Annotated in this window: 10 protein-coding genes and 1 pseudogene; 6 read left to right on the top strand and 5 right to left on the bottom strand. The window is 57.5% G+C overall.

The window, feature by feature from the left end:
* Positions 1-16 precede the first annotated feature (16 nt).
* Positions 17-2,227, bottom strand: a complete 2,211-nt coding sequence (locus tag ACDI13_RS10485) for an indolepyruvate ferredoxin oxidoreductase subunit alpha (RefSeq protein WP_316989286.1) — start codon at positions 2,225-2,227, stop codon at positions 17-19.
* A gap of 199 nt (positions 2,228-2,426) precedes the next feature.
* Here ACDI13_RS10485 and ACDI13_RS10480 point away from each other — a divergent pair, with 199 nt between their 5' ends.
* Positions 2,427-2,885, top strand: coding sequence for a MarR family winged helix-turn-helix transcriptional regulator (locus tag ACDI13_RS10480; RefSeq protein WP_009463827.1), 459 nt, complete (start codon positions 2,427-2,429; stop codon positions 2,883-2,885).
* Positions 2,886-3,103: 218 nt separating this feature from the next.
* Here the strand turns inward: ACDI13_RS10480 and ACDI13_RS10475 are convergent, their stop codons facing one another.
* Positions 3,104-4,087, bottom strand: coding sequence for a tripartite tricarboxylate transporter substrate binding protein (locus ACDI13_RS10475; protein WP_316989287.1), 984 nt, complete (start codon positions 4,085-4,087; stop codon positions 3,104-3,106).
* A 62-nt stretch (positions 4,088-4,149) separates the two neighbouring features.
* Positions 4,150-5,745 carry a sulfatase-like hydrolase/transferase gene (locus ACDI13_RS10470; protein ID WP_316989288.1) on the bottom strand — a complete coding sequence of 532 codons (1,596 nt, stop codon included), beginning with the start codon at positions 5,743-5,745 and terminating at the stop codon, positions 4,150-4,152.
* 252 nt (positions 5,746-5,997) lie between these two features.
* On the opposite strand from ACDI13_RS10470, the gene ACDI13_RS10465 reads away from it, so the two are divergent.
* Positions 5,998-6,738: an IclR family transcriptional regulator gene (locus ACDI13_RS10465; RefSeq protein ID WP_316989289.1), complete on the top strand. Its 741-nt coding sequence runs from the start codon at positions 5,998-6,000 to the stop codon at positions 6,736-6,738.
* 221 nt (positions 6,739-6,959) lie between these two features.
* On the opposite strand, the gene ACDI13_RS10460 is transcribed toward ACDI13_RS10465, so the two are convergent.
* The gene (locus ACDI13_RS10460) at positions 6,960-7,955 is read right to left on the bottom strand and encodes a 5'-nucleotidase (RefSeq protein ID WP_316989290.1); all 996 of its coding nucleotides are present in this window, start codon (positions 7,953-7,955) and stop codon (positions 6,960-6,962) included.
* A 124-nt stretch (positions 7,956-8,079) separates the two neighbouring features.
* On the opposite strand from ACDI13_RS10460, the gene ACDI13_RS10455 reads away from it, so the two are divergent.
* The 4 genes and pseudogenes from ACDI13_RS10455 to ACDI13_RS10440 all read left to right on the top strand — a co-directional run bounded on the left by ACDI13_RS10455 (position 8,080) and on the right by ACDI13_RS10440 (position 11,585).
* Entirely contained in the window at positions 8,080-8,781 is a 702-nt protein-coding gene (locus ACDI13_RS10455) for a glutathione S-transferase (RefSeq protein ID WP_316989291.1), read from the top strand.
* An 84-nt stretch (positions 8,782-8,865) separates the two neighbouring features.
* A pseudogene (locus ACDI13_RS10450) lies at positions 8,866-9,036 on the top strand (MFS transporter); the annotation flags it as partial.
* A gap of 186 nt (positions 9,037-9,222) precedes the next feature.
* Complete coding sequence (locus ACDI13_RS10445) at positions 9,223-10,386, top strand: MFS transporter (protein WP_372373114.1); 1,164 nt, start codon at positions 9,223-9,225, stop codon at positions 10,384-10,386.
* 221 nt (positions 10,387-10,607) lie between these two features.
* Positions 10,608-11,585 (top strand): tripartite tricarboxylate transporter substrate binding protein BugD, encoded by a 978-nt coding sequence (locus ACDI13_RS10440; protein WP_316989293.1) that lies wholly within the window; start codon positions 10,608-10,610, stop codon positions 11,583-11,585.
* A gap of 174 nt (positions 11,586-11,759) precedes the next feature.
* Here ACDI13_RS10440 and ACDI13_RS10435 read toward each other — a convergent pair whose 3' ends face one another.
* Entirely contained in the window at positions 11,760-12,098 is a 339-nt protein-coding gene (locus ACDI13_RS10435; protein WP_372372439.1) for a GTP-binding protein, read from the bottom strand.
* Positions 12,099-12,249 lie beyond the last annotated feature (151 nt).

Here is a 12,249-nt window from a genome sequence, read left to right as displayed (position 1 = left end):
ATCTCTACGGGTGTGCTTAGAAGGCCAGACGATCACGACGAGCAGCGTCACGACGCTGCAACCAGCCGATAAAGCCACGGCGGGTTTTTTCGCGGAACTTGTCCCAGCCTGTCGGGTTGCTGACCACTTGTGCACGGTAGAAAGACGGGCACAGAATCGCCGCGTGGGAAACCTCACCACACAGACCGCAACCCACACAACTGTTCATCACGTTCGCCACGGGGTCCTGACGCAAAGCGTCCGGATTGGGACGAATCGACAGCGAAGGGCAACCGGACAAGCGAATGCAGGAGTGATCGCCGGTACACGTGTCCGGGTCCACACCGAAGCGTTCGCGCACCACACGTTCGCCCGCTGCCACGGCTTTACGCACCTGGCCTTTTTCACGACGCTGACGGTTCAACATACATTCGCTTTGCGCCACCAGCACCTTGGGACCTTTTTCCTGGGTCGTCAGGGCTTCACGCAGGGTTGCCGTCATGGTCTTCAAGTCGTAGGTGCGACGGATCATGCGCAACCATTCCACACCCACGCCACGCGCCGCTTTCTCGATCAGGTGACCGGTACTGCGGGTTTCGTTCTTGGCCTTGGAGGACAGAATGTCCTGACCACCCGTGGCCGCGGTGTAGCTGTTGTCGATCACAATCGTCAGGTTGTCACTGCGGTTGAACACGGCGTTGGCAATACCACTGGTCAAACCGTTGTGCCAGAAACCACCGTCCCCCATCACCGAGATCGCGCGCTTGTCCGAATCCACGTTCAAGGCAGCCGAACCAGCGCCACCCAGGCCATAGCCCATGGTGGTGTTACCCAGATTGAAGGGCGGCAAAATGGAGAACAGGTGACAACCAATATCGGCCGACACGTGGTGTTCACCCAATTCGCGCTCCACCAGTTTCAAGGCGGTAAAGATAGGACGCTCGGGGCAGCCGGTACAAAACCCAGGGGGGCGAGCGTGAACGTTCTCGTCCAGGCTGCCCAGGGGTTTGACTTCAGCCGCTTCGGCTTCCATCAAGCTGGTTTGTTCTGCTTTGGGACGTTCCACGGTCTCGACTTTCATCGGAATCACGCGTGGTTTGCGGGCTGGCAGAGGCTCGATGCGCTCGTATTTTTCCATGAAGGCGCGCAGGCCTTTCAACATGGTGGCGGTGTTGTATTCGCCAGCCAGTGGCAGCAGATCCTTGCCGTGCAAGGTGACATCCACATTGTGACGACGCACGATATCGGAGATGTTCTGTTCCACAAAGTTGGGCTGACCTTCTTCCAGCACCAGCACCGCACGCTTGCCTTCACAGAAGCGGACGATTTCAGACTCGATCAGCGGATAGGCCACGTTCATGACGTACATCGGCACTTTGGATTCGCCAAACACGTCGGCCATATCCAGGTGCTCCAGCGCACGGATCACGGTGTTGTAGCCACCGCCCTGGACAATCAGACCCACATCATCGGTGCCATCAGCAAAGAATTCATTGAGCTGACGCTCTTCGATGAACTTGACGGCGTTAGGCCAACGCTGTTCGATCTTTTCTTTTTCATGCATGAAGCTGGCAGGCGGAAGCACAATGCGATTGACGTCGCGTGTGGGCTGTTCCATGGCTTCTTTGATGGTGAACTTGGCACGGCGGTTATCCGAGGCCACAAACTGACCATGCACGTGGCAGGCGCGAATGCGCAACTGCAGCATCACGGGGGTGTTGGACGCTTCGGACAGATCAAAACCGTCTTTGACCGCTTGCACAATACAGGGCAGATTGGGACGGGGGTCCAGCATCCACATCTGGGATTTCATGGCAAACGCGTGGCTACGCTCCTGCATGATGGACGAGCCTTCGCCGTAGTCTTCGCCCACAATGACCAGCGCACCGCCCTTGACCCCACCCGAGGCCAGATTGGCCAGCGCGTCCGAGGCCACGTTGGTACCCACGGTTGCTTTAAAAGTGATGGCGCCACGCAGCGGGTAGTTAACCGATGCAGCCAGCGTTGCCGCAGCCGTTGCCTCGCTGGCACTGTTTTCAAAACGGATTCCGTTCTCTTGCAAGATATCCTGGGCATCGGCCAGCACATCCATCAAGTGCGAGATAGGCGCACCCTGGTAACCGGCCACGTAGGACACGCCCGACTCCAGCAGGGCTTTGGTCACCGCCAAAATGCCTTCGCCACTGAATACGTCTCCATCACCCAGGCGCAGCTTTTTGACTTCTTCGACAAACGATCGCTCAGCCATTTTTCTTTCCTTACTTACCGCTCATTGTGAACATGGTATTTATTTTCATATGAATATGTTTATATCTCAACATATCCATCCTCATGGTTTTCCCTAGTAAAGTCAGCAAACTATTTGCGACACGCAAACGGACAGCTTGGTTATAGTGAGCCCTGTTGCCGCCCGGCGGCACCCACTAGCCTGTAACGACAATAAGCACATGAGCCCCACCGAACACGACACCGTCTTTGTCGAAAACTACCTGCCCGCCTTGTTGGCCCAGGCCAGCCAACTGATCTCTGCCGAGTTCCACGAAGTGGTGCTAAGCAACGGTTTGTCCATTTCCGAGTGGCGTGTCCTGTCCACCCTGTCAGGCGCGGGCGAAGTCAGTATTGGCCACCTGGCTCGTATTGCAACGACCAAACAACCCACCGTCACCCGCTTGCTGGACAGACTGGAAAAACAGGGCTTGCTGCGCCGCGTGGCCCACGATGTGGACCGCCGCATCACGCTGGTCCGTATTACCGAAGAAGGTCAAACCCTGATCTCCGGTCTGATTGCCAAGGCCCGCCTGCACGAACAGGAAGTGGTGCAGCGCCTGCAACCACTGGATGTCGGTGCCCTCAAGACCACCTTGCGGCGCCTGATCTCCGAGCAGCACGACTACAACGATCAGTAAAACGCAGCCTGCCCAGCCGCACTATCGGTTCTAACCCTGCAAGGGGGCTGCCCCGACGGTCCGAATCCGGTCTTTAACGGTCGCCAACGTCACGAAACACCACCCGCGCACCACTGGAACAGTGCGTGGGTGGTGTTTTTTTGTCTGCTCAAGCCATCGAATCTCATCACACCCTGTCCGACCGACAGGCCGGCACGGGGTGCGATCAAACAACCCACCTATTCAGGCTGAATGCCCAAGGTAGGAATCAGCTCGGAATAGACCTTGGAGTCATTTTGCACGCGCTCCAGCGTCTGGGCCGGGGTGGTGTAGAACTGGGCCAACCCACGGTTCTTGAAAGCGGCCAGCATCTCGGGCGTTTTCAGGGCCGCATCGACCTGTTCCTGAATCTCCTTCACGGTGTCATCCGGCGTGGTCCCAGGGGCAAACAGCGCAAAGGTCGTCGTGGGGATACTGTTGGCATGACCGCCTGCCTCCTGCACCGTCGGCACGTTGGGCAGCAACTCGGTACGCTCGTCTGCTCCTACTGCCAGAACACGCACCTTGCCGCCATTAGCGTGTTGGGATGACAAAATCCCGCCAACCAGCATGGCATCGGTCTCACCACCCAAAATCGCGTTTGTGGCCGGGGCCATCCCCTTGTAAGGAATGTAGGTGAAGTTCACCCCTTCCTCGCGAGCCAGCAGCCCCATGCCCAGGTGCGTAACATGCCCACGCCCACCGGTGCCTACATTGATATCCCCATTGGCTTTCTTGGCCTGGGCGATGAACTCCTTGTAGTCCTTGGCGGGAAAGTCATTGCGCACCAGCAGATACAGGTTCACACCGGCCACGGTGGTCACCGGCTTCAAGTCTTTTTCCCACGTGTAGGGCAGGTTGCTGTAGAGCAGGGGATTGGTGGAGACCGCCAGACTGTCCACCATCAGCAAGGCAGAACCGTCACCTTTGGCTTTGGCAATATTGTCAGTGCCGATAATGGCATTGGCACCTGGGCGGTTTTCAATCACAAACACCTTGCCGGTGGCCTTGTTCAGATGCACACCCAGGTCGCGGGCCAGAATATCAGGCTCGGTGCCGGGTGGGTAAGGAACCACAATACGAACCTGCTCCGTCGTCGGCCAGGCAGCCTGAGCCATCATCGGGGCCAAGGCCCCCACCCCTGCCACCAACAGGGCCAGCGTCGTATTTTTAAGCTGCTTCATTGTCCACTCCTTATCGTTATTGATTGCGGCCAGCCACCCACTGGTAGCCCCCCGCTACACACTTACCATCGTCCAATCAAGATATTCATCATGCGCTCGTGCGCATTGGTACGATCCTCTACCGCGGCCCAGCTCTCGCTGGCACGCCCTTTCAGAGTGTCATGCCAGTCCAGCAGGCCTTCTTTCATGCGCCGACAAACCGCTGCATACGCTGGGTCTGCGCCCAGATCGTGCAGCTCATCAGGGTCTTGCCTCAAATCGAACAGTTGTGGCCGATAACCCTGCCAGTGCATGTATTTATAGTCACCATCGCGCAGCATCAAACCCCGGCATTCATCCACACCACGTCCCAGAATCTGGCGGGCTTCCCGATACGCATAATCCAGACTGGCCACGGTGTACTCACGCGCCCAGTCCGACTGGCCGTGCAACAGCGGAACCAGGGAACGGCCTTCCACCCGATGCTCCTGGGCAGGCAGGTGCAAGGCATCCAGAATCGTAGGGGTAACATCCACACACTCCACAAAGGCATCGCTGCTTTGGCCGCGTGTGGCATTCGCTGAGGATCGTGGATCCACCACGATCAGCGGAACGCGAATGGCGTTTTCAAAGAAGTACTCTTTCTCGCCCAACCAATGGTCGCCCAGCAAATCGCCATGATCGGAGCTGAAAATGATCAGGGTGTCTTTCAAGCGGTCTTGCTGCTCGAGCATGTCCAGCAAACGGCCGACTTCATCGTCAATCTGTTGGACCAAGCCCATATAGACAGGCTTGATCGTGCGCCAGACCTCGTCCTGGGCAAAAGACTGAGACTCTTCGTGCTGCTGATAGGCCGCATGCACCGGATGTGCATTCTGGCGCTCGTGCTCCGCACGCAAGGGCGTACAGGCGTCTTCCGGGCCGAAACAGTCGTGGTAGGGCGCCGGGGCCTTATAAGGCCAGTGCGGTTTAATGAAAGACAGGTGCAAGGCCCAGGGCTCTTCGCCTTTGGCCGTGATGAAATCCATGGCCCGCTGGGTAAAGTACGCGGTTTCGGAGTCCTGTGCCTGTACCCGTGCGGGCAGGCTGGCATTGCGCATGTACCAGCCGGACGCAAACTGCCCCTGGGCGTCCTGGCTACCTATGACATAGTCCTCCCAGGGGCGCTCGCTGTCGTAACCCTGGGCCTGCAAATACTGGCGATACTCGCTATCCGGGCCCATTTCAAAATGGCCGTCATAACGCTCAATCGCGGTAAAACCACCTTGCCAGAACCGCTCGGCGGCCTCGGGCTGAACCTGAAAACGACGCGCATTGGCTCCCGCTGGGTCCGGTACATGATGCGTCTTGCCCAACAGGTGGCAGTCCCTGCCCGACTGGGCCAGATAATCGCCCAGATACAGCTCGTCGATGGGATGCGGGACACGGTTCCAGGTAACCCGATGCGACAAGGGATACCGACCAGTGTAGTACGAGGCGCGTGACGGGCCACAGACGGCCGAGTTCACATAGGCGCGATCAAAACGCACACCCATCGCCGCCAGGCGATCCAGATTCGGCGTCTTTAATGCGCCACCAGGGCGATAACAGGACAGGTGATCCGCGCGTAACTGATCACACATGATGAACAGTACATTTTTAATTTCCAACGACACCTGACTGTGCTGTGCCTGATCCATGTCCACCTCGTCAAACCGGGGCCGGGACCGTAAGGTGCCCAGCGTCACAAAAAGAGTAGGCCATGTGTAAGCAAATACATAACAGACCCGCTTATGCTCCCAATTATTACCGCAGTCTGATAAAAATTTCCGGATAATCTGATAGTTTAGGTATAAACCAGTAGAGCAGAGCAAGGCTTGCTGTTGCTCTCCACTGACAGGCCAGAGCGTGGTTAGAATAGTGAATCAACAACTCCGTTCTTACGAGGGCACATGAATAGTCTAAGACGCATGCTGCAAATTTTGGACTTGTACGGTGCACACACGCCGGTGCTGGATGTGGAGACCATCTGCACTCGCCTGAGCTACCCTCCCGCCACCACCTATCGCTATCTGAAAGAGCTCTGCAATAGTGGCCTGTTGATCCGCAGCCCAGAAGGCTACGCCCCTGGGCCACGGTTTATAGAAATGGATTTGCTGATCCGCGAATTTGATCCACTGGTCAGCCGCTGTCGTCCCCTGTTGCGCTCGCTGGTCGAGCAAACCGGGCTGGACGTGCTGATCGGCCAGCAGTACGGCGAACGCATCTTGACCACCCATCAGGAAACCGGGCCGGGGCGTTTCGAGCTGCTGTTTGGCCGTGGCCGAACCATGGATATGTTCCGCAGTTCTACCGCACGTATCGTCACCGCGTATCTGCCCACCCGCCACCTGCGCCGTCTGTACGAGAAGAATCAGGACATTGATTATGTACAGCGCCTGGGCAAGGAATGGCCAGCCTTCTCCGCTCACATGCAAGAGCTGCGCCGTGCCGGTTATTGCATCACCAAGGAGCAGATCAACCCAGGCATCGCCGGGATTTCTGCGCCTGTGTTTGACGATGCCAAACGAATCTTCGGCAGCCTGACCTTGCTAGGAAGCCTGGAACGCTTTGAGGCCATCCACCCCGAAGCCCTGGCCAGCCTGATTCAACCCGCCGCACGCGCCGTTAGCCGCGCCCTGGCCCAAGTCTAAGGACACGAGGACCACAAAGAACCAAGCCGCGCCGGGTCCCACCTTTGTGCGCGGCTTGGTCTTGGGTGCCACGAAGGGAGTAAAAGCAGCTAAGGGGGTTAAATGGGGCTGAATCCGAACAAGCCAGATAGCAAACCGAGCCCTTGATCGGGGTTGCAAGGCCGGCTGAAAGCGGCAAGCAGTCCGGGGTCATCCCGACACTGGTTTTGATAAGCAGGCAGCTACCGCGTCGACTTCGGCTTGGCCGGTTTCCGGCCTTTCTTTTTCTCCGGCTCCACCGCCTGCACCTGTGGGTGATTCACCACCCCAAACGGAATATGCACGGAGGGCAAAGTCTGCGCAGTGGGGATCAGGTGGGTGGTCTGGTCATCAAAAAAGATATGCGGTTGCAACACCTCCAGCACCCGACGCTTTTCAATCCCACCCAGAAAAAAGGCTTCATTGACTTCAATGCCCCAACTGCGAATGGTATTGATAACACGCTCATGGGCTGGGGCATTGCGTGCTGTCACAATCGCAATTCGCAAACGCGGCACATAGCGGGCATCCTGCGCCTGACGCTGCTGCTCCACTTCCTGAATATGCGCCAACTTCAGCAAAAACGCCTGTAAAAGACCCGGATTATGGGGCTTTTGCACCAAACGCACTTCGTGCTCAAAAAAGGCCGGTAGGCCGCCTTCCTGCTGATACACGCGCTCGGACTCGTCGTCCGCAATCACCCCATCAAAATCGAACGCCACCCGAATAGGCTGGTCGTCATAGGCATCCTCATACGAGGAGTTCAGAACCTGACCTGCGGGATAGCCTTGCTGCACCGCCCGGTGCACATCTTCCTGATTGGCCGACAGGAACAGGCTGATGGACAGCGGCTGAATATAAGGACTGGGATCGCCCCCTTGCAAAAACACCGCCCGCGTAATGTCCAGATCATGGTGGCGGATGGAGTTCATTACCCGCAAACCCGTATTGGGATCGTTACGCGACAGCAATACGACCTCCACCAGGGGATCGTCGGGCGACAAGTCGTTCAAGGCCAGCAAACGCCGTATAAAGGAAAAAGCCACACCCGGTTTCAGAGGCTCGTGTTCGCGGGCCAACTGGTAATCACGGTAGGCTGCCTCCCCTTGCTCCAGGAAGACCTGATGAGACTGGCTCAGATCAAACAAAGCACTGGACGCCAAGCCAATGACCAGTCGTTTTTCCAGGTCATACGCCATGGACGACTCCCCAAGTCAGTAAAAAAAACCGTCGACCAAAACGGCAAGACGGTGCCGGTACTACCCAAGCAGATCAAAGCCTACTACAGTGCAAACACCATCCCCTTCGTGAATCCGTGCCACTATGCAAGCCTCCAGAAACTATACCCTTGTCCTGGGCAATCCCCATTATTCGTCCTGGTCTTTGCGCCCCTGGTTATTAATGAGCCACTTGGGCATGAGTTTTAACGTGCACTGGTTCAACTTTGGCCCTCCCTTTAGCAGTGTGGCCTTTCACGACATGGCCCCGGCGGGCCAGGTCCCTGTGCTGCATACCAATGGGCAAATTATTTGGGACAGCCTGGCCATTACGGAATATCTGGCCGAACAACACCCCGGCGTCTGGCCGATTGACCCCGTCGCACGCGCCTGGGCTCGCAGTGCCAGTGCGGAAATGCACGCCAATTTCTCCTCGCTACGAAGTCTGTGCCCCTTTGCCGTTGCCGTACGGGCCCATCACCATCAACACGATATGCGCCTGCAAGGTGAGCTGGAGCGCCTGCAAGCCATCTGGCAAGAAGGTTTGAACCGTTTTGGGGGGCCCTTCCTGGCCGGCGAGCGATTCAGTGCCGTCGATGCCTTTTACGCCCCCGTTGTATTTCGCCTGCAAACCTATGGTCTGAAGCTGGATGAAACATGCCAAACCTACATCAGTCGCTTGTTGGAGCTACCCTCCATGCAACGCTGGCACCAGATGGCCTGTCAGGACACGTGGCGTGATCCGGATCACGACGCCGAAATTTTGCGTGTGGCTGATATACATCTGGATTTACGCCAGCAAGCCTAGTGTCAGCTATTTGCCATGTAAGTACAGGCACGAAAGAGTATCCTTGATGGTCCCGAATGATTTCGCTGTCAAGGATTGCGTCGCATGGGCGATACGTACTTTCGTACTACACACTACCATTTCACCGATCTGGATCCTCAGGCACAGGACGCATATACGGACGCGCTGGCTGAACAAGCTCGAGCCAACAGCGCCTGTTTACGCTTCGATGTATTGCGCAAAGACCCGCCCCCAGGACAATGGGTGCTGCATGAAAGCTGGCGAGATTCCCAAAGCTGCAAGGACTTTCACGCCAGCGCCCCCGCCCAGACCCTGCAAACAGCACGGCTCGAACCAAACCTGAACCATCCGGCCCAGCCAGCGGGTGTTGACCAGCCTGCGGCTGCACGCCCGGCGTGCAAGAAAGGCAAGTGGGACCCTTATGTGTGGATCAGTATTGCCATGTGTATCGGGGTAATGGGTACGGCGCTGGCCAGCCCACTGTATCCGCTCTACCAGGACCGCTGGGACTTGAATGCCAGTCACATCACCCAACTATACGTGGCCTATATGGCCTCCGGTTTGACTGGCCTGCTGTTTCTGGGCCGCTTAAGCGACATGAAGGGCTTTATGCCCGTGCTGCGTACCGGCCTGATTCTGGTCACCAGCGGCGTGACCCTGTCCGCCTTTGCCTGGGATGTAGGCAGCTTTGTGTTCAGCCGCATCATGATCGGGATGGCCTCAAGCATGATTGTGACCTCAGCCTCCATCGGTCTGGGGCAATTTAACCGGGGCGGAGATGTGCAACGCGCTGCGGCCACCACCTCGCTGATGCTGGCCTTTGGCTTTGGCCTGGGCCCGGTGGTGGGTGGCCTGATCGCACAATGGATACCGAACCCGCTGTTCTCCAGCTATATCCCCTCCATGGTTCTGGGCATACTGGCCATCTATGCCCTGTTTCAAATCAGGCCCATTGCCAGCAAACAGCCTGTGCCGCAAAAAACTAGCTGGCGCACCTGGATGCCGCGCCTGACACTGCCGGCCCCCCATTTACGACGCCCCTATCTGATTGGCTGCCTGTCCGCCTGTTGCGCCTTTGCCATGTTCAGTCTGTTTGCCTCTCTGGCGCCCAGCTTCATGGAGCAGATGGTGCCTTGGCACGGCCCGGCCACCAGCGGCTTTTCCATCGGGATTATTCTATTTCTGTCCTCGGGTTTCCAGTTGCTGATCCGCCGCTGGCCAGCCAAGCGCAGTGTCATCGTGGGACTGCTGTCCTTCACCCTGGCCTGTATCGCCTTGCTGATCAATCTGTGGGCCAGTTCCTCGCTGCTGTTCATTGTGTGTGTACTGCTGACCGCCTTTGGCCACGGCCTGTGCATGTACGGCGGCATGTCCATCGTGCAGCGCGTCTCGCCCCCGCACCAGCGGGCCGGCCTGACGTCCACCTACCTGATCACCGGCTATCTGGGTGCCATCCTGCCTATTTTGGGCCTGGGCTGGCTGGCCGACCACTTGGGACTGGACCAGGGGCTGATGATCTTTTGTAGCCTGGTCGCCACGGCTGCGCTGACGATTTCCATCATCGCCTACTTGACGCCGGTCCTGCATAAACCAGCCTCTACCTGACCCCTCACTCTGGCAAGCCGTGTGCTTTGGCCACGGCTTGCTTCCTCTTTTATCCCGGTATATTCCCCTAGCCCATTTCAGCCCCTTACTAGGGTTAGACCTGAACAAGAAACACGTCTGCCCTCAGTAGAATAAAGCCACTCCTGCAACGCTTCGCAACACAGAGCGACCGGACCCAAGTAGCTCCCAAAAGAATAAGCAATCCTTATCAAGGAGGCATTATGGCTGTTGCATTAAACAAGCTGTTTGTCAGTCTGGGCACGGCCTTGGCCTGCTCGGTTACCGCACAGGCAGCCGGTTATCCGGACCACCCCGTCAATATGGTGGTGCCTTTTGCGGCGGGCGGCCCCACGGACAACGTGGCACGCGCGCTAGCCGAAGCCATGCGCCCAGCCTTGGCTGAAACCATTGTGGTCGAGAACAAGGGCGGTGCCGGAGGCTCCATTGGCACCTCCCAGGTCGCCCGTGCCAAACCGGACGGCTACAACATACTGCTGATGCACATCGGCTTTTCCACCGCTCCTTCGCTGTACAAAAAACCTGGCTACGACGCCATCAATGGTATGTCCCCCATCGGTCTGGTGGTTGACGTTCCCATGACCATCATTGCCCGCGAGGATTTCCCGCCCAACAACATTCAGGAACTGGTGCAGTACTTGAAGGACAACCAGGACAAGGTTTCCCTGGCCAACGCCGGAATTGGTGCCGCCAGCCATCTGTGCGGCACCATGCTCACCGAAGCACTGGGTATCGAGCTGCTGACGGTCCCCTACAAAGGTACCGCCCCGGCGATTGCGGATTTGATGGGCAAGCAGGTGGACGTCATGTGTGACCAAACCACCAACACCACCCAGCAAATCAAATCGGGCAAAGTGAAGGTCTATGCCGTCACCAGCCCACAACGCGTCCCAACCTTACCGGATGTCCCCACCATGCAGGAGTCCGGTTTCAAGGACTTTGAAATCGGTATCTGGCACGGTATGTGGGCACCGAAAGACACGCCCCAGCCTGTCGTGGATACCTTGGTGAAAGCCTTGCAGACCGGCCTGGCCGACAAGGACTTCCAGAACCGCATGGCCACCCTGGGAGCGACGGTCCTGGACAAAGAAGCCAACCCGACCGCCTTGCAGGCCAAGGTGGAGCAACAAGTGCCCCAATGGGCCGCCCTGTTCAAGAAAGTGGGCGTCGAGCCCCAATAAAACCTGTGAGCCCAACGGCTTTTGAAAAGGACGCTACGGCGTCCTTTTTTTCGGCTGGCGGCGCTGTCTATCGTAGCGGTGGATAGTCTGTTCAGATGACGTAGAGACCCTGCTCCATCACGCTCCCGGCGACTCAAGAAAATCCGATCAAGAGAGACTCGGACCTATCGAGTCTTAATCCGTCTTGCGGACCGCAGCATCCAGTTCCTGCAATCGCGCCCACAGCGCCTGAAAATCCAGATCCTGCGTGATCAATACCATGCGCCCTTGCTGATCCGGCCAAGGCCACTGCGGCACGGTCTGCCAAGGGTAGGACTGATGCTGCACGGCATGAATCACCTGTGGCAGGTCCATGCCTTGTACGGGCAAAACGGCTTTCAGGCGCAAGAGGCGCGGGCCAGCCCATTGGCACAGATCCGACAGCCAGGATTGCAGCCTGTCAGCAGGCAAAGGCTGAGGGAACAGGGCGCTTAATGAGTAGATGGCGTCTCCATGGCGGGAGACATCCGGCATGCTGACTGCAGACGTTTTTGGACTCTCTCCATGCAGGTGAGCAGACCCAGGACTGTTGCTGTTGCTGTTGCTGTTGCTGTTGCTGTTGCTGTTGCTGTTGCTGTTGCTGTTGCTGTTGCTGTTGCTGTTGCTGTTGCTGTTGCTGTTGCTG

The organism is Alcaligenes faecalis (assembly GCF_041521385.1).
Lineage (GTDB): Bacteria > Pseudomonadota > Gammaproteobacteria > Burkholderiales > Burkholderiaceae_B > Alcaligenes > Alcaligenes faecalis_E.
The sequence above is the reverse complement of the archived record's forward strand: the minus strand, read 5'-3'. Positions and strand labels throughout refer to the sequence as shown.

Bases quoted from the DNA above. Each gene is read 5' to 3' on its own strand.
- ACDI13_RS10485 (WP_316989286.1), bottom strand. From the start codon at position 2,227: ATGGCTGAGCGATCGTTTGTCGAAGAAGTCAAAAAGCTGCGCCTGGGT.
- ACDI13_RS10480 (WP_009463827.1), top strand. From the start codon at position 2,427: ATGAGCCCCACCGAACACGACACCGTCTTTGTCGAAAACTACCTGCCC.
- ACDI13_RS10475 (WP_316989287.1), bottom strand. From the start codon at position 4,087: ATGAAGCAGCTTAAAAATACGACGCTGGCCCTGTTGGTGGCAGGGGTG.
- ACDI13_RS10470 (WP_316989288.1), bottom strand. From the start codon at position 5,745: ATGGATCAGGCACAGCACAGTCAGGTGTCGTTGGAAATTAAAAATGTA.
- ACDI13_RS10465 (WP_316989289.1), top strand. From the start codon at position 5,998: ATGAATAGTCTAAGACGCATGCTGCAAATTTTGGACTTGTACGGTGCA.
- ACDI13_RS10460 (WP_316989290.1), bottom strand. From the start codon at position 7,955: ATGGCGTATGACCTGGAAAAACGACTGGTCATTGGCTTGGCGTCCAGT.
- ACDI13_RS10455 (WP_316989291.1), top strand. From the start codon at position 8,080: ATGCAAGCCTCCAGAAACTATACCCTTGTCCTGGGCAATCCCCATTAT.
- ACDI13_RS10445 (WP_372373114.1), top strand. From the start codon at position 9,223: ATGTGTATCGGGGTAATGGGTACGGCGCTGGCCAGCCCACTGTATCCG.
- ACDI13_RS10440 (WP_316989293.1), top strand. From the start codon at position 10,608: ATGGCTGTTGCATTAAACAAGCTGTTTGTCAGTCTGGGCACGGCCTTG.
- ACDI13_RS10435 (WP_372372439.1), bottom strand. From the start codon at position 12,098: ATGCCGGATGTCTCCCGCCATGGAGACGCCATCTACTCATTAAGCGCC.